General features: G+C 70.8%; 12 protein-coding genes and 1 pseudogene. 11 read left to right on the plus strand and 2 right to left on the minus strand.

What is annotated here, in order from left to right:
• Positions 1-8: 8 nt before the first annotated feature.
• Positions 9-392, minus strand: a complete 384-nt coding sequence (locus ACQP03_RS13900) for a DUF6223 family protein (RefSeq protein WP_357121115.1) — start codon at positions 390-392, stop codon at positions 9-11.
• Between the two features lie 216 nt (positions 393-608).
• On the opposite strand from ACQP03_RS13900, the gene ACQP03_RS13905 reads away from it, so the two are divergent.
• The 3 genes from ACQP03_RS13905 to ACQP03_RS13915 all read left to right on the plus strand — a co-directional run bounded on the left by ACQP03_RS13905 (position 609) and on the right by ACQP03_RS13915 (position 3,374).
• Complete coding sequence (locus ACQP03_RS13905) at positions 609-1,727, plus strand: sensor histidine kinase (RefSeq protein ID WP_357121118.1); 1,119 nt, start codon at positions 609-611, stop codon at positions 1,725-1,727.
• Positions 1,724-2,386: a response regulator transcription factor gene (locus ACQP03_RS13910; RefSeq protein WP_357121121.1), complete on the plus strand. Its 663-nt coding sequence runs from the start codon at positions 1,724-1,726 to the stop codon at positions 2,384-2,386. The genes ACQP03_RS13905 and ACQP03_RS13910 overlap by 4 nt, the downstream gene beginning before the upstream one ends.
• Positions 2,387-2,465: 79 nt before the next feature.
• Entirely contained in the window at positions 2,466-3,374 is a 909-nt protein-coding gene (locus ACQP03_RS13915) for a hypothetical protein (RefSeq protein ID WP_357392713.1), read from the plus strand.
• 111 nt (positions 3,375-3,485) lie between these two features.
• Here ACQP03_RS13915 and ACQP03_RS13920 read toward each other — a convergent pair.
• Positions 3,486-3,878 (minus strand): annotated as a pseudogene (locus ACQP03_RS13920) (helix-turn-helix domain-containing protein); the annotation flags it as partial.
• A gap of 391 nt (positions 3,879-4,269) precedes the next feature.
• Between ACQP03_RS13920 and ACQP03_RS13925 the strand changes: the two are divergent.
• The 8 genes from ACQP03_RS13925 to ACQP03_RS13960 all read left to right on the plus strand — a co-directional run bounded on the left by ACQP03_RS13925 (position 4,270) and on the right by ACQP03_RS13960 (position 16,030).
• Complete coding sequence (locus ACQP03_RS13925; protein WP_433460953.1) at positions 4,270-5,088, plus strand: basic amino acid ABC transporter substrate-binding protein; 819 nt, start codon at positions 4,270-4,272, stop codon at positions 5,086-5,088.
• 78 nt (positions 5,089-5,166) lie between these two features.
• Positions 5,167-5,961 carry an amino acid ABC transporter permease gene (locus ACQP03_RS13930; protein ID WP_357121130.1) on the plus strand — a complete coding sequence of 265 codons (795 nt, stop codon included), beginning with the start codon at positions 5,167-5,169 and terminating at the stop codon, positions 5,959-5,961.
• Between the two features lie 5 nt (positions 5,962-5,966).
• Positions 5,967-6,803 carry an amino acid ABC transporter ATP-binding protein gene (locus tag ACQP03_RS13935; RefSeq protein ID WP_357121133.1) on the plus strand — a complete coding sequence of 279 codons (837 nt, stop codon included), beginning with the start codon at positions 5,967-5,969 and terminating at the stop codon, positions 6,801-6,803.
• 231 nt (positions 6,804-7,034) lie between these two features.
• Positions 7,035-8,039: a multicopper oxidase domain-containing protein gene (locus ACQP03_RS13940; protein ID WP_357121136.1), complete on the plus strand. Its 1,005-nt coding sequence runs from the start codon at positions 7,035-7,037 to the stop codon at positions 8,037-8,039.
• A 19-nt stretch (positions 8,040-8,058) separates the two neighbouring features.
• Positions 8,059-12,009 carry a ThuA domain-containing protein gene (locus tag ACQP03_RS13945; RefSeq protein WP_433460955.1) on the plus strand — a complete coding sequence of 1,317 codons (3,951 nt, stop codon included), beginning with the start codon at positions 8,059-8,061 and terminating at the stop codon, positions 12,007-12,009.
• Between the two features lie 8 nt (positions 12,010-12,017).
• Positions 12,018-13,547: an OmpL47-type beta-barrel domain-containing protein gene (locus ACQP03_RS13950; protein WP_433460956.1), complete on the plus strand. Its 1,530-nt coding sequence runs from the start codon at positions 12,018-12,020 to the stop codon at positions 13,545-13,547.
• A 32-nt stretch (positions 13,548-13,579) separates the two neighbouring features.
• Complete coding sequence (locus ACQP03_RS13955) at positions 13,580-14,557, plus strand: hypothetical protein (protein WP_433460957.1); 978 nt, start codon at positions 13,580-13,582, stop codon at positions 14,555-14,557.
• A gap of 261 nt (positions 14,558-14,818) precedes the next feature.
• Positions 14,819-16,030 carry a helix-turn-helix transcriptional regulator gene (locus ACQP03_RS13960; protein WP_357121148.1) on the plus strand — a complete coding sequence of 404 codons (1,212 nt, stop codon included), beginning with the start codon at positions 14,819-14,821 and terminating at the stop codon, positions 16,028-16,030.
• The last annotated feature ends 180 nt before the right edge of the window (positions 16,031-16,210 follow it).

The raw sequence follows: 16,210 nt of genomic DNA on the forward strand, positions 1-16,210 counted from the left end.
GCGGTTCCTCAACCGCGTACGCGCCGCAACGCGAGACCACCGAGGCCCAGGGCGGCCGACCCCACCACCAGGGCCACGTACGCCCCGCCCCGACCGTTGCCGGTCCCGATCCCGCTGTCGGAAGTCGCCACCACCAGCGCGCCGAGGCCCACGGCGAGCAGCCCGGACGCCAGGGCCACGGTCGCGCCGATCATCCCGCTGCCGGTGCCGACGCGACTGGTCGGGCGGGCCAGGGCCAGCGCGCCGACGATCACCCCCGCCAGGCCCAGCAGGCCGCCGACGCTCGCCCCGAGTCGACCGGTGCTCATGGTGGTGACGCTGGCCGCCAACGGCTGGTCCGGCGCGGCGATCCCCTCCAGCAGGGCGGACGTGGCAGCGGTGAACACCGACATGTGCTTCTCCTTCTCGTACATCGTGGTGTGCCGTTCGATCGTGTCGCCGCGCCGGCCGCCGGTCGTCCGGCAACCGGAGGCTCTTCGTCCTGCCGCGGCGGGCGCAGGCGGCTGCCGCGTACGACGCACCCGCCGCGCGACTACCACGGACGCGGTAGTCGACGGTCGTTCGCGCGCAGGAGTCGCCCGGTGCGCGCCCCGGGCTAGGGTGCGCGCATGAGCACAGGGCGTGCCGTTGTCCGGGACTGGGTCATCGCCGTCGGCGTGGCGGTGGTGCTGCTGGTCGCCGGGCGGTCCATGGGCCCTTCCACGATGGACCTCGACCTGCTGGGCTATGCGCTGCTGGCCGCCGGTGGTCTGGCGTTGGCGGCGCGTCGCCGGGCTCCGGTCACCGTCCTGGCCGTCACCGGGCTGTGCGCGGTGGGCTACCAGGCGGTCGGTTTCGACGTGCCGGCGGTCGCCTTCCTGTTCGCGGTGTACACCGGTGTGCGGGCGGGCCACCGCGTCGTCACGGTCGTCGCCGCCGTGCTGATGCTCGTCGCGTTGCCGCTCACCGCGCTCGCCCCACCGCAGGGTCTGCCGTTGGGCGACGCGCTCGCGCGGGCCCGGGGCGCCCTGGAGGTGGCGTGGCTGATCGCCGCCGGCGCGGCGGGGGAGGCGTTGCGGCAGGCCGAGCGGCGGGCCGACGAGGCCGAGCGCACCCGGGAGGAGACCGCGCGACGCCGGGCCGACGAGGAGCGGCTGCACATCGCGCGGGAGCTGCACGACTCGCTGACCCACCAGATCTCGATCATCAAGGTGCAGGCGGAGGTGGCCGTCCACCTGGCCCGTCGGCGTGGCGAGGCGGTGCCGGAGGCGTTGCTGGCGATCCGGGAGGCCGGCCGGGAGGCCAGCCGCGAGCTGCGCGCGACCCTGGAGGCGCTGCGGGACGACAGCAGGAACCCGCCGCGGGGCATCGACCACCTGCCGGAGCTGGTGCAGCGGGCTCGGCTGGCCGGGCTGGACGCGACGTTGACGGTGCGGGGGCCGCGACAGGCCGTGCCGGTGGCCGTGGACCGGACCGCCTACCGCATCGTCCAGGAGTCCCTCACCAACGTCGCACGGCACGCCGCCGCGGCCACCGCGTCGGTCCACGTCGACTACCGTCCGGACGCCCTCGCGATCCGGGTCGACGACGACGGCGCCGCCACGCCGGCCGCCGCCCCGGCGCCCGGCGTCGGGCTGCTCGGGATGCGCGAACGGGTCACCGCCCTGGGCGGTCGCCTGCACGCGGCGCCCCGCGACGGGGGCGGCTTCACCGTCCGCGCCGAACTTCCCGTCGGGCCGTCCGCGTGATCCGCGTCCTGCTGGTCGACGACCAGGCGCTGCTGCGCAGCGGCTTCCGCGCGCTCCTGGACATCGAGGACGACATCGAGGTGGTGGCCGAGGCGGCCGACGGTCTCCAGGGGTTGGCCCTCGCCCGACGTCACCTGCCCGACATCGCGCTCATCGACATCCAGATGCCGGTGCTGGACGGAATCGAGGCGACCCGGCTGATCGCCGCGGACCCGGCGCTGGCCGGCGTGCACGTCGTCATCCTGACCAACTACGGACTCGACGAACACGTCTTCCACGCGCTGCGCGCCGGCGCCGCCGGTTTCCTCGTCAAGGACATCGAGCCGGAGGACTTCCTGCACGCCGTACGCGTCGCCGCCCGAGGGGACGCGCTGCTCGCGCCGTCGATCACCCGCCGCCTCATCGACCGGTACGTCGCCGAACCACAGCACCTGCGGGTCCCGACCGGGCTGCGGGAGCTGACCAGCCGGGAACGCGAGGCCGTCGTCCTGGTCGCCCAGGGTCTGTCGAACGACGAGGTCGCGGCACGAATGGTGATCAGCCCGCTGACCGCCAAGACCCACATCAACCGGGCCATGGCCAAGCTGCACGCCCGCGACCGCGCCCAGCTCGTCGTCGTCGCGTACGAGTCCGGGCTGGTGGCCCCGCGTCAGCACTGAGGTCGGCGGCCCCCGGAGCAGGGATGGCGTCCAGGCTTGCCGCGCGGCGCCCCGGTCGACCCGTGCCATGATTGCGCCCATGGGCAAGCAGCAGCACGTCGGCGGGGCCGACCGGCACAGCGGGTCGGGAACCACGGCCGACCGTCCGACCGACGGCGGGGCGGACGCTCGACTCGCCCTCGCACAGGACCCCGCAACACCACAGATGACCCTCATCGACCTGGCGTCGGATGCATCGGTCACGGTGCGCAAGGCGGTCGCGGCGCGGCCGGACGCGCCCGCGCAGGCTCTGCGGACGTTGACCCGCGACCACGATCGTCAGGTCCGGGAGGCGGTGGCACGCAATCCCGCCACGTCGGTCGGCAACCTCCTGCGTCTCGTCAAGGACGCCGACCGGTGGGTCCGGTGGGCCGTCGCCAGCAACCCGGCCTGCGACGAGTCGGTCCGCCGGGTGATGGTCGCCGCGCCCGACAAGGAGCTTCGGGGCCTGCTCGCCGAGACCCGCGAGTTGGAGCCCCACCTCGCCGCCGAGCTGGTCGAGGACGCCTCACCCGAGGTACGCGAGCGGCTCGCCACCCACACCCACGACCCCGAGGTCGTCGTCGCCCTGTTGGCCGACCGCACCGTCCGCGTCCGCAAGGGGCTCGCCCGCAACCCGCGGACCACCGCCGCGCAGCGCAGCGCCCTGGCCAGGGACCCGGCGGTGGACGTACGGGCGGCCCTGGTCCGCGCCTTGGAGCTGAGCGAGGCGGATCTGGCAGGTCTGGTCGACGACCGTGCCGTGCAGGTACGCCTGGCCATGGCCACGTCCGAGCTCATCCCGTCGCACGTGCGGCAGGCGCTCGAGAACGACTCCGACGACATGGTGGCCGCCGCGGCACGTGACTATCGCCCCGGCGTCGGCAGCTCGCCGGTGGTGCGGGCACCCCGGATCGGGTCCCGTCGCCCGGACGGCGGCTCTCGCCGGCAGGGACGCGCGGCCACCTGACGTCGGCGGGCCCTAGGGGGTCCGCGCGCTCGGCTCACCGGCGCGATGTTCCCACCCGCGACGGGGCCGGCGGGTGATCCCGGCGCCGGTCGACGACGCCGCCTCGACCGGAAGGTCCCGGCCAGCGAGGCGGCGGAGCAGGTCGCGGATCTGGCGTTTGTCCGCGGCCGAGACGGTGTCGTCCAGCAAACGTCGGCGGATGGTGCCCATGTCCGTCTCGACCTGCGCCAGCGCCCGGGGCGTCTCGGCCGCGTCCGGCATCGCGAGCGGCCGGATCGCGGCGGCGATGGAGAGGTCGAGGGTGGCGCAGAGGCTACGCACCTTCGCCAGCTCGGGGTAGCGCTGCCAGTCTCCGGCGAGCCAGCGGAACAGCGTCGAGCGGCTCACCCCGGTGTGGTGGGCGATGTCGCCGACGGTCCAGCCGTGTTCCTCACGGGCGTCGTCGACGGCTTGGCGGACGAACTGCGCGAAGGCCATCTGAGGTGTCGTGGGGTAGGTGTCCATCCTCAGGTCCTGCCCTCCCATCCGGGTTGATCTGCCCTGCGGTGACGGCGGTACCACTGATCGTCTATCAGCTTCTGCGGCGGCGCAGCGGCGCTCGGGGCGCTGGCCTACTCCTTCGGGGTGGTGCGGATACTCAAATGCCGGTCGTCGCGGCGGATCGGCGGCGCGAACGCGCGGCCCGCCAGGGCGCACGGGTGGGCCTGGTCCCGTTCGCCGTCCCCTTCGGGGCCCACTGTCCCGTTCACGGCCTGTGATGGTCGCCGCAGCGCTGCGGCTACAACGCGTGACCTGAGTTACCGTTCGTCGAATCAGGTACCGTCCCCTGTCACACCGTCTTCGTACCAACCTGGCTGCCCGGCGCAACGGGAAGCCGAACCGGAGGGACACATTCGTGAGGGTCCGTAGCGCAGTCCGTCAGGCCGGCCTCGTCGTGGCGATCGCCGCTCTGGCGGTGACCGCGGGGTGTGCCAAGAAGGACGACAGCGAGGTCCAGGCCAGCGGGGTCAAGCTGGTCGAGGCCGGCAAGCTGACCGTCTGCACCCACCTGCCGTACCCGCCGTTCCAGTCCAAGGACGCCAGCGGCAAGGTCACCGGGTTCGACGTCGACGTGATGGACCTCGTGGCCAAGGAGTTGGGCGTCGAGCAGACGATCATCGACACGCCCTTCGAGGGCATCAAGTCCGGCCAGGACCTGAACACCGGCAAGTGCGACGCGGCCGCCGCCGGCATGACCATCACCGCCGAGCGGCAGAAGGTGATGAACTTCTCCGACCCGTACTTCGACGCGACGCAGGCGATGCTGGTCAAGACCGGGAAGCCGTACAAGTCGCTCGACGACCTGCGGGGCAAGGAGCTCGGCGTGCAGGCGGCCACCACCGGCCGTGACTACGCCCGCAAGTTCGAGAAGGAGAAGGGCCTGCAGCTCGTCGAGTTCGAGGATCTCGCCGCCCTGCAGCAGGCCGTCGCGAACGGTCAGGTCGAGGCCGCCGTCAACGACCTGCCGGTGTGGACCGAGTACCTGCGCAAGAACCCGGGTGGGTTCGCGGTGACCGCCGAGTTCGACACGGGCGAGCAGTACGGGTTCTCGGTGAAGAAGGACGCGAACCCGGAACTGCTCAAGAAGATCAACGAGACGCTGGCCAAGGCCAAGCAGGACGGCTCGTACGACACGATCTACTCCAAGTGGATCGGCAAGCGGCCGAACGCCTGATCGACGCTCCAAAGGGGTAGGGCGCGCGGACCGCGTGCCCTGCCCCGTCGGCACAATCCGGGAAGGCAACGAGCCAACGTGAAGCTGCGCCGCCGCCAGCGGGAACGACTGTCCCTCGGTATCCAGTACCTGGTCTTCGTCGCGATCATCGCCGCGGTGCTCCTCGCCGCGGACTGGGGCCGACTGGCCGACGCGTTCTTCCGCGTCGACATCATCGAGTCGATGTTCCCGACGATCATCACCGTGGCGCTGCGCAACACGATCCTCTACACGTTGGGCGCGTTCGCCTTCGGCCTCGTGTTCGGGACCGTGCTCGCGCTCATGCGGCTGTCCCGGGTGGCGCCGTACCGCTGGCTGGCGACCGCGTACATCGAGCTGTTCCGGGGGCTGCCGGCGCTGCTGGTGCTCTTCCTCGTCGGGTACGGCATCCCCATCGCCTTCCCGGAGCGGCAGATCCCCGGCGGCGTGTTCGGCTCGATCGCGATCGGTCTCGGGTTGACCGCCGCGGCGTACATGGCCGAGACCATCCGCGCTGGCATCCAGGCGGTGCCGAAGGGGCAGATGGAGGCGGCCCGTACCCTCGGCATGTCGCATTTCACCGCCATGCGCACGATCGTCATCCCGCAGGCGTTCCGGATCGTCATCCCGCCGCTGACGAACGAGCTCATCCTGCTCACCAAGGACTCGTCGCTGGCGTACGTGCTGGGCGTGACGGCACAGACCATCGAGGTCACCAAGTTCGGCCGGGACATGCTCAACGACCGGGTGAACGCCACCCCGCTGCTGGTGGCCGGCCTCGCCTACCTGGTCATCACCCTGCCGCTGTCCCAGGTGGTACGCCGCCTCGAACTCCGCTACGCCAAGGCCCGGTGACCCGCATGACGACCAGCCCGTCCCGTCCCGCCGTACAGATCCGTGACCTGCACAAGTCGTTCGGGCCGATCGAGGTGCTCAAGGGCATCGACTTCGAGGTCGGCCAGGGCGAGGTCGTCTGCGTGATCGGGCCGTCCGGGTCCGGCAAGTCGACCCTGCTGCGCTGTGTCGACCTGTTGGAGGAACCCACCGCCGGCACGATCTGGGTGAACGGCGTGGAGATGACCGACCCGGACGTCGAGATCGACGCGGTCCGCCGGGGCATCGGCATGGTGTTCCAGTCGTTCAACCTGTTCCCGCACCTGACCGTGCTCCGCAACCTCACCGTCGCGCAGCGCAAGGTGCTGCGCCGCTCGCGCGCCGAGGCCGAGCGGATCGCGCGGGCCAACCTGGAGCGGGTCGGCCTCACCGACAAGGCCGACGCGTTCCCCGCGCAGCTCTCCGGCGGGCAGCAGCAGCGGGTCGCGATCGCCCGGTCGCTCTCGATGGACCCGAAGCTGATGCTCTTCGACGAGCCGACCTCGGCGCTCGACCCGGAGTTGGTCGGTGACGTGCTCACCGTCATGCGCGGGCTCGCCGAGGATGGCATGACGATGATGGTGGTCACCCACGAGATGGCGTTCGCCCGGGACGTCGCCGACCGGGTCGTGTTCATGGACGGTGGCGTCGTCGTCGAGCAGGGGCCGCCGCAGGAGGTGCTGGGCGCGCCGAAGCACGAACGCACCCGGGCGTTCCTCTCCCGCGTCCTGGACCCGACGCACGCGCGGGTCGGTCAGCCCGAGCAGCCGCCGGCGCCACCGGAAACCCCCAGCCTGCCGGCCGACGACCGGCACGGTCTCTGACACCACCAGCGCCGGCCGATCGATGGCCATTGTGATGTCGCGGTAATCTTCCTGCAATCAGACCTGTACTTTCGTCGATGGATTACATAAGTTGGGTTCATCCATCGAAAGTTCTGAGTCTTCCGAGCGAAGTCCGCGACGATCCTCACCCCAGTCGTGCTGCCGCCTTGTGCTCGGCGGTCGATGCACCCTGCGCTCGTCGCGTCTTCGCCCGGTCGGGAACGGAGACCCATGGACGATCACGCCGTTGGCTCCCATCGCCACCTGTCCCGCCGATCACTGATCGCCACCGGGGCGCTCGCAGCCGGAGCGTTGGGCGCGTCCGCCCCCACGCTCGGGAGCGCCTTCGGAGGCAGCCCCGCGCAGGCCGCCGCCGGAGTGACCAGGAAGGTCACCATCTACGCCGAGCAGTTGCCCGGCGGGCTGTACGGCTACGGCCTCGCACCCGGCCAGGCCACCGTGCCCGGACCGGTGCTGGAGATCTACGAGGGTGACACCCTGGAGATCACCCTGGTCAACACCACCGACCAGCGGCTGTCCATCCACCCGCACGGCGTGGACTACAGCACCGACTCGGACGGTAGTCCGTTCAACGACTCCTTCAACGACCCCGGCGAGACACGGACGTACGTGTGGCGCTCGCACGAGATGGTCGCCGCGTCGGGTCGCCGGTACATGCCCGGCAGCGCCGGCTACTGGCACTACCACGACCACGCCATGGGCACCGACCACGGCACGGCCGGCGTCGCGAAGGGACTGTACGGCGCGCTGATCGTCCGGCGTCGGGGCGACATCCTGCCGGAGAAGCAGTTCACGGTCGTGTTCCACGACATGACGATCAACAACCGGATGGCCCCGAACACGCCCATGTTCGAGGCGAACCTGGGCCAGCGGGTGGAGTGGCTCGCCATCGGGCACGGCAACCTGTTCCACACCTTCCACCTGCATGCCCACCGCTGGGCGGACAACCGCACCGGGATGCTCGAAGGGCCGGCCGACCCGAGCCTGGTCGTCGACAACAAGGACCTCAACCCGGGCAGCTCGTTCGGGTTCCAGGTGCTGGCCGGGGAGGGCGTCGGGCCTGGCGCGTGGATGTACCACTGCCACGTGCAGAACCACTCCGACGGCGGCATGGCCGGGATCTTCCTGGTGCGCAACGCCGACGGCAGCATGCCCCCCGGCGCCGAGGAGGCGATCCACCGGTTCCAGGGCCACACCCACACGCACGGAAGCTGACCGAAAGGTGGGGACGGGGATGACAAGAGACCTACGACGTACCCTCGCCGCGATAGCGGCCTTCGCCACGCTGATCCCGGCCACGACCACGGCATCGGCGGCGGCAGCCGCGCCGCGAGCGGCGAGCGCGGCGCCAGCGCCGACGCAGCAGAGCGGCACGGCCGTGCTCGTGTTCCACGGGCCGGTGGCCGAACAGCAGGACCCGGTGGCGCGCGCGGTGGACACCATCCGACAACTTGCGGCCAGTCATGACATCGATGTCATGGCCACCACGGACCCGGGTGTGTTCACTCCGACCAAGCTGTCCGCGTACCGGAGCGTGGTGTTCCTCTCCGCGACGGGCGCCGCGCTCAACCGCGACCAGGAGTTGGCGCTCCAGGCCTATATGAAGGCCGGCGGCGGCTTCGTCGGCATCGCCGACGCCGCCCGCGCGCAGGTCGACTCGACCTGGTTCACCGGCCTGATCGGCGCCCGCCCGGCCGGCGCGATCCCGGTGGCCGAGCCGGTGGCCCGGGTGACCGCCAGCGGCGAGAACCCGCCCACCGAGACCAAGGAGAAGCTGACCGACGGCGACGCCAACACGAAGTGGCTGGTCCGCACGCCCACGGCCTGGGTGACCTACGAGCTGGCCGCACCGAAGAGGATCACCGGGTACGCGCTGACGTCGGCCAACGACTTCGTCGGGCGGGATCCGAAGGACTGGACCCTGCAGGGCTCAACGGACGGCCAGAGCTGGACCGATCTGGACCAGCGCACCAACCAGGCGTTCGCCGAACGGTTCCAGACCCGGCGGTTCGACATCGCTTCGCCGCAGGAGTTCAGCCGCTACCGGCTGAACATCACCGCCAACAGCGGTGAGCCGCTGATCCAGCTCGCCGACCTGCGGCTGTTCACCGGCACGGCCACCGCGCCGCCGCCGACCCCGGTGAACCGGGCGGTGGTCGACATCCTGGACCGCAAACACCCGGCCACCGCGTCGCTGCCGCTGACCCTCACCCGGTCGGACCGCTGGGACAACTGGGAGACGAACCCGATCGGGGCGGTGCACACCCTCGCCCAGGTCGAGGAGCGGCACTACGACCCGGGTCCGGGCGCGAACGGTCCGTTCCACCCGGTGTCCTGGTGCCGGGACTACGACGGCGGGCGGTCGTTCTACACCGGCATGGGCCACACCGAGGGCAGCTACGGCGAGGAGGCGTTCCGGGCGCACCTGACCGGGGCGCTGAACTGGACCACCGGCCGCGTACGCGGTGACTGCCAGGCGACGATCGCCGCGAACTACAAGGTCGAACGGCTGACCGCCGCGAACCAGACCGGGCAGCTCGACCAGATCGGCGAGCCGCACGGGCTCACCATCGCCCCCGACGGCACCGTCTTCTACGTCGGCAAGGCGGCCTGCCCGAGCGGCCCGATCGCGGACTGGAACGACCCGAAGGTTGGCCTGGGCTGCGGCACCATCCACTCCTACGACCCGCGCAGCAAGCAGGTCAAGCTGCTCACCACCCTGGAGGTGATGGGCAACCGGGGCAGCGGCTCGGAGTTGGTCAAGAACGAGGAAGGCCTGCTCGGCATCGTGCCCGACCCGACGTTCGCCGAGAACGGCTGGCTCTACGTCTACTGGATGCCACACGAGTCGATCGACCGGGTCAAACGGGTCGGTCAGCGCACCATCTCCCGCTTCACCTACGACCGGACGACCCAGACGATCGACCAGGGCACCCGCAAGGACCTGTTGCAGTTCCCGGTGCAGATCCACAGCTGCTGCCACGCGGGTGGCGGCATGGCGTTCGACGCCAAGGGCAACCTCTACGTCGGCTCCGGCGACAACAACTCCTCCGAGGGGTCGCAGGGCTACTCCGGCAACAACTGGACCGAGGAGTACCAGGGGACCTCGTTCCAGGACGCCCGCCGCACGTCGGGTAACACCAACGACCTCGCCGGAAAGATCATCCGGATCCACCCGGAGGCGGACGGCACGTACACCATCCCGCAGGGCAACCTCTTCCCCCCGGGCACGGAGAAGACCCGCCCGGAGATCTACGTCATGGGCGTGCGCAACATCGCCCGCCTCCAGATCGACCCGGTGCACCAGTGGCTGACCGCCGGCTGGGTCGGCCCGGACGCCTCGTCGCCCAGCCCCACCCTCGGTCCGGCGAAGTACGAGACGGCCACCATCATCACCTCGGCCGGTAACCAGGGCTGGCCGTACTGCATGGGTAACCGGCAGCCGTACCGGGACCGCAGCAACACCGACGCCAGCGTGCTGACCGGCTGGTACGACTGCGACAACCTGAAGAACACCTCGCCGCGCAACACCGGACTGGAGGACATCCCGGCGGCCCGGGACAACATGATCTGGTACTCGCCGGACGGCGGCGGCCCGGTCTTCCCGAAGCGGACCGACGGCAGCGGCCTTCCGACCTACGTCGCGGCCGACGCCACCTACACGCAGCCGTACCTGCGCGGCGGCGGGCAGGCCATCATGTCCGGCCCCACCTACCACCGCAGCCTCGTCGACACCGACAGCGGCGTCGCCTGGCCGGAACACTGGGACGGCAAGTGGTTGATCGGCGACCAGTCGAACCCGGTCAACCGGGTCGCGGTCACCGTCGACGAGGCCGGCGTGCCGCAGGCCGCCCCGCCGGTGTACGCCGAGTCGCTGCGGGCCATCATCCCCAGCGGCAACGGCGACAACCGGTTGCAGAGCTGGATGGACGCCAAGTTCGGCCCGGACGGCGCGCTCTACCTGCTCGACTACGGAGGCGGCTTCTTCAGCCTGAGCCCCAACCAGAAGCTGATCCGGGTCACCTACACCGGTGGCGCGCCCACCCCGGCGCCCGCAGCGACCTCGGTGGCCGTGCAGAACAAGCCGCTGACGATCGCCTTCACCGGCTCGAAGTCCGGCGGCGTGAGCCACCGGTGGGAGTTCGGCGACGGCGGCACCTCGACCGAGGCGGACCCCCGACACACGTACGCCAAGGTGGGCACCTACACCGCGAAGCTCACCGTCACGTACGCCGACGGCGCGACGGCGACCGTGCGGACCACCGTCACGGTCGGCTGCGCGGTGCCCGACGCCCGGGCCACGGTCTGGCTCGGCGACACCGACACCGGCGTGCCCAGCCGGACGGTCGGGCAGGGCTGCACGATCAACGACCTCGTCGACGACGAGAGCACCTGGCCCGACCACAACGCCTTCGTCCGGCACGTCAGCGCGGTGACCCGCGCGTTGCAGGACGACGGCCTGCTCAACACCCGTGAGGCGGGCACGCTCACCCGGCTGGCCGCCGCCTCCGACATCGGCCGGGACGGTCGCACCGGGTACGAGCCGCTCTACGACGGCACCGCCGAGTCGCTACGCGGTTGGGAGCAGGCCCCGACGGGCTCGTTCAGCATCCAGCCCGACGGGGCGCTGCGCTCCAGCGGCGGCCTCGGCATGCTCTGGCACACCAGGGAGCTGGGCGACTTCTCGCTGAAGGTGCAGTTCAAGGACATCGCGCCGGGCACCAACCGGGCCAACACCGGTGTCTTCATCCGCTTCCCGGACCTGCGGGTGCCGCTGGAGCAGCGGCCAGAAGGCAGCTGCGGCACCATCGGGTCGGCCCGGACCTCGACCGCCTGGATGGCGATCTACTGCGGACACGAGATCCAGATCTACGACGGCGAGAGCGGCGAGCCGCAGAAGACCGGCTCGGTCTACAACTTCGACCCGGTTCCGCTCGCCCAGGCCGGCGTCACCCCGAAGAACGTGTGGAACGACTACGAGATCCGGGTGGTCGGGCAGCACTACACGATGATCCGCAACGGCGTGGTGATCAACGAGTTCGACAACACGCCGGGCAAGCAGTCCTCCCGGGCCGGCGACCCGCCGACCGACCTGCGGCAGTTCCTGCGCGGCTTCATCGGCCTGCAGAACCACGGTGACAACGACCTGACCGAGTTCCGCAACATCCGCGTGCGCGAGCTCTAGGAGAGACGATGATCCGACGACTCACGGCCGCGCTGGCGGCGGTCCTGCTCACGGTCGCGCCGTTGGCCGCGCCACCCGCCTCCGCCGCCCCGCGCGCCGCCGCGGACCAGGTGCTCACCTGGACCGCCGACGACAACACCACCCGCTACAAGTCCGTCCCCACCACCGCGGTGGCCGGCGCGACGACAATCGTCTGGGAGAACAGCGCGGCCACCGGCAACACCACCGGAATGCCGCACACGTTGACCTTCGACACGTCCACCGAGGGCTACAACCACGACGTCACGCTCAACATCCTGGCGAGTCCGTTCGACGCCAACAACGGCCGGCACGAGGCGACCGTCACGCTGACGCCGGGCCGCTACCGCTACTTCTGCTCGATTCCCGGCCACAGCCAGATGGTCGGCGAGTTGGTGGTCACCGACGGCGGGGGAGGCGGCGATACCACGCCACCGACCGTCACCGCCGCCGTGTCCGGTGACCGCGACGGCGACGGCAACTACGTGGGCGCGGCGACGGTCACCGTCACGGCCACCGACGCCGGTTCCGGCGTGGACACCGTCGAATACCAGGTCGACGACACCAGCTTCCAGCCGTACACCGCGCCGGTGCAGGTAAACGCGGTCGGCGACCACTCGGTCCAGTTCCGCGCCACCGACCGGGACGGCAACACCAGCGCGGTCGGCTCGGTGTCGTTCCGGGTCGTCGAGCCGACCGAGGAGGACACTACCGCGCCGACGGTCACGGCCGCGCTGACCGGAGACCGCGACGGCGACGGCAACTACGTCGGTACGGCCACCGCCACACTGACCGCCACCGACGCCGGGTCGGGGGTCGCCACCATCGAGTACGCCCTCGACGGGGCCGCCTTCACGGCGTACACGAGCCCGGTCGTGGTGACCGCCACCGGGATGCACATGCTGCACTACCGGGCCACCGACGTGGCCGGTAACACCTCGGCCGAGCAGATGGCCCACTTCACCGTCGTCGCGCCGCCGGCCGAGGACACCACCGCACCCACCGTGACGGCCACGGTGGCCGGCGACCGGAACGGCGACGGCGCGTACGTCGGCGGCGGGACCGTGACCGTCACGGCCACCGACGCCGACTCGGGCGTGGCGCGAACCGAGTACGCCCTCGACAGCGGCGCGTGGACCGCGTACACCGCGCCGGTCGTCGTCCGTACCGTCGGGGCGCACACCCTGCGCTACCGGGCGACGGACACCGCCGGTAACACCGCCGCCGAGCAGTCGGTGACGTTCACCGTCGTGGCCGACGGCACCGACGCCTGCCCCGCCTCCGACACGCGGGAAACGGTGGTCATCGACGGTGTCGACACCGGCGTGGCGAACGTCGACACCGGTGACGGCTGCACCATCAACGATCTGATCGACGAACACGCCGACTACCCCGGCCACGCCGACTTCGTCCGGCACGTCGAGGCGGTCACCACCGCGCTGGTGACCGCCGGAACGCTCAGCAAGCGCCAGCAGGGCGCCATCGTCCGGGCCGCGGCCCGATCGGACGTCGGCGCATGAGCCCCCGCATCTCATTCAGAGGGAGAACCACGATGCCCGGACGTACCGTCGCCAAGCTGGCCACCGTGAGCGCCGTCATCGCCGCCTCGGTGCTGGCCGTGGCGCCCACCGCCCACGCCGACCTGGTCACCCACTGCATCGGCACCGGCGGCGCGGTGACCGTGCCCAACGACCTGCTCGTCCCGGCCGGCGAGTCCTGCGCGCTGACCGGCACCACGATCACCGGCAACGTCACCGTCGCCGCCGGCGCCAACCTGGTGGTCACCGGCGGCCGGGTCAGCGGTGAGGTACGGATCGCCGCCGACGGCTACCTCGACGCCACCGAGACGACCGTCGACGGCCAGGTCGTGCTGGCTGCCGGGGGCTACGGCGTCTTCCTGTCCGACGCCCGGACCGGCGCGTTGACCGTCCGGCCGAAGGGTTCGGCGACCATCGACAGCTTCCTGTTCGCCGAGGCGTCGACGATCAGCGGGAACGTCACCGTCGGCGCCGGTGAGGTACGCCTCGACCAGGGCACCCAGGTGACGCGCAACGTCAGCAGCACCGGCACGTACTACACCGACGTGCACGACTCGTTCGTCGACGGCACCCTCTCGGTGCTCAACAGCGCCACCGGCAGTGTCGTGTGCGGCAGCGCGGTCCGGGGCAGGGCAACCTTCGCCGGCAACCTCGGCGGCGTCCAGCTCGGCCCGAACGGAACCCTGGACAGTTGCGCGTCGGGCGGCTACTGGGGCGCGGACGTCAGCGTCACCAACACCACCGGTGGCGTCACCGTCGACGACAACATCATCAACGGCCAGTTGACGGTGACGGGCAACGACCCGGCCGCGCAGGTGGCGGCGAACAACCGCATCCGGGGCGGCGTGACGGGCGACCAGGCCGCGCCGACCGCCAACCGGGCGGCCCGAATGTCCGTCGCCGACCGGGAGGACGCGGGCGACGAGCGGGCTGAGGTCCGTCGTACCTCGGCGGTGCAGGAGGCCACCGAGGCGGGCGCGGCGAAGCTCTAGCCGATCGACGTGACGGTGGCCGGTCACCCCTCGGGGTGACCGGTCACCGCCGTCATATCGGCCCGGACCGTCGCGAGCCGGGTGGGGCTGCGACGGACCAGCACCAGCCCGACCCCGACCCCGGAGACAGCTGCGGGTGGGGTGTCGGAGCGCCCAGAACTTGCCAGCGAGGGGGTTATGAGGGACTTGGCCGCTCGGTAGCGTTGAGGCAACGTCGGCCCTGGATACGGCTGGTGTTGTCGCGCTACGAGGAGGTTCGGGATGGATCTCGTGCCGGAACTGACCTTCGGGCAGCGGTTGAAGGCTTACCGCGAGCGGTCGGGCAAAACCCGCGCGGTGCTCGGTGGGTTGGTCGGTCGCAGTGCCGAGTGGGTCAAGGCGGTGGAGACCGATCGGATCCTGCCGCCCCGTATTCACATGCTGGACCGGATCGCGCGTGCTCTGAAGGTCGAGGTGTCCGTCCTTGCCGGCGAGTTGGGGGCGCGGTCTGCTGCTGTCAATGGGCCGGAGCACCCGGCGCTGGCGTCGGTGCGGGACGCGGTGAACCGCTTCGCAGCTTTCGACGAGATCTCGCCGGAGTCGTTGACGAGACTGAGGGATCGGCTCGCGATGGCCTGGCGTGCGCGTCATCAGGCGTCGGATCACCGTACGGTGTTGGGCGGATTGTTGCCGGGGTTGCTGCGCGACGTGCAGCGTGCTGCGTTGGCGTACGAGGGTGACGAGCGTCGGCAGGCTCAGGCCCTGTTGGCGGAGACGTTCGGCCTGGCGCAGATGTTCCTCGCGTATCAGCCCGCAGCCGAGTTGTTGTGGCGGGTCGCCGACCGGGCGATGGTGGCGGCGCAGGAGTCTGGCGACCCGGAGGCGGTGGCGTGCGCGGGGTGGTTCCTCTGCCAGGTACATCGGGATGCCGGTGACTGGGACACGGCGATGGCGGTGACAGTGAACCTCCTGTCGGCGCTGGAGTCCCGTGCGGCCGATGGGAACACGAACCTGTTGGCGCTCTGGGGTGCGTTGAACTTCGAGGCTGCCTACACCGCCGCCCGTGCTGGTGAGGAAGGTAGGGCCTGGCGGTACTGGGATCGTGCGGATCGAGTGGCGCAGCGCCTGCCAACGGGTTTCTATCAGCCGCAGACATCGTTCTCGAAGGTCATCATGGGCGCTCATGCGGTGACCGTGGCGGTGGAGTTGCAGAAGTCCGGTGAGGCGGTGAGACAGGCGCGCCGTCATGACTCCGCGGCGATCCCGTCGAGGCCGCGCCGGGCGCGCCATCTCATCGAGGTCGCGCGGGCGCACCATGGCAAGAACGACACGGAAGCGGCCGTCTCGACCCTCCGGCAGGCGTACGAGTCGGCACCGGAGACCATCCGCTTCAACGGGTACGCCCGCCAGATCACCGTGGACCTGCTCGACGGCCCACGTTCCACTCGTGACGACGCCCGTGACCTCGCAGTCAAGGTCGGGCTTCTCTCGTGATCCAGGGGTAGGAACTCTACCCATTCCGTTCCGCGACCCACCGTAGCTTCTTGCTCACGGGATGCGGCGGGCGGTGCGGGTATCGCCTGGTCGCCGCGTCCCTCAGCTTCGAGGGCAGGGAGCCCTCCTCGTGCTCGAACGAGGGAGAGGTCGGTGCGGCGCGTTTCTTATGAGGAGTAC

This window comes from Micromonospora sp. CA-248212 (genome assembly GCF_050948405.1).
GTDB lineage: Bacteria > Actinomycetota > Actinomycetes > Mycobacteriales > Micromonosporaceae > Micromonospora.

Excerpts from the sequence above, each read along its gene's own strand:
- ACQP03_RS13900 (WP_357121115.1), bottom strand. The coding sequence starts at position 392 with ATGTCGGTGTTCACCGCTGCCACGTCCGCCCTGCTGGAGGGGATCGCC.
- ACQP03_RS13905 (WP_357121118.1), top strand. The coding sequence starts at position 609 with ATGAGCACAGGGCGTGCCGTTGTCCGGGACTGGGTCATCGCCGTCGGC.
- ACQP03_RS13915 (WP_357392713.1), top strand. The coding sequence starts at position 2,466 with ATGGGCAAGCAGCAGCACGTCGGCGGGGCCGACCGGCACAGCGGGTCG.
- ACQP03_RS13935 (WP_357121133.1), top strand. The coding sequence starts at position 5,967 with ATGACGACCAGCCCGTCCCGTCCCGCCGTACAGATCCGTGACCTGCAC.
- ACQP03_RS13940 (WP_357121136.1), top strand. The coding sequence starts at position 7,035 with ATGGACGATCACGCCGTTGGCTCCCATCGCCACCTGTCCCGCCGATCA.
- ACQP03_RS13945 (WP_433460955.1), top strand. The coding sequence starts at position 8,059 with ATGACAAGAGACCTACGACGTACCCTCGCCGCGATAGCGGCCTTCGCC.
- ACQP03_RS13950 (WP_433460956.1), top strand. The coding sequence starts at position 12,018 with ATGATCCGACGACTCACGGCCGCGCTGGCGGCGGTCCTGCTCACGGTC.
- ACQP03_RS13955 (WP_433460957.1), top strand. The coding sequence starts at position 13,580 with ATGCCCGGACGTACCGTCGCCAAGCTGGCCACCGTGAGCGCCGTCATC.
- ACQP03_RS13960 (WP_357121148.1), top strand. The coding sequence starts at position 14,819 with ATGGATCTCGTGCCGGAACTGACCTTCGGGCAGCGGTTGAAGGCTTAC.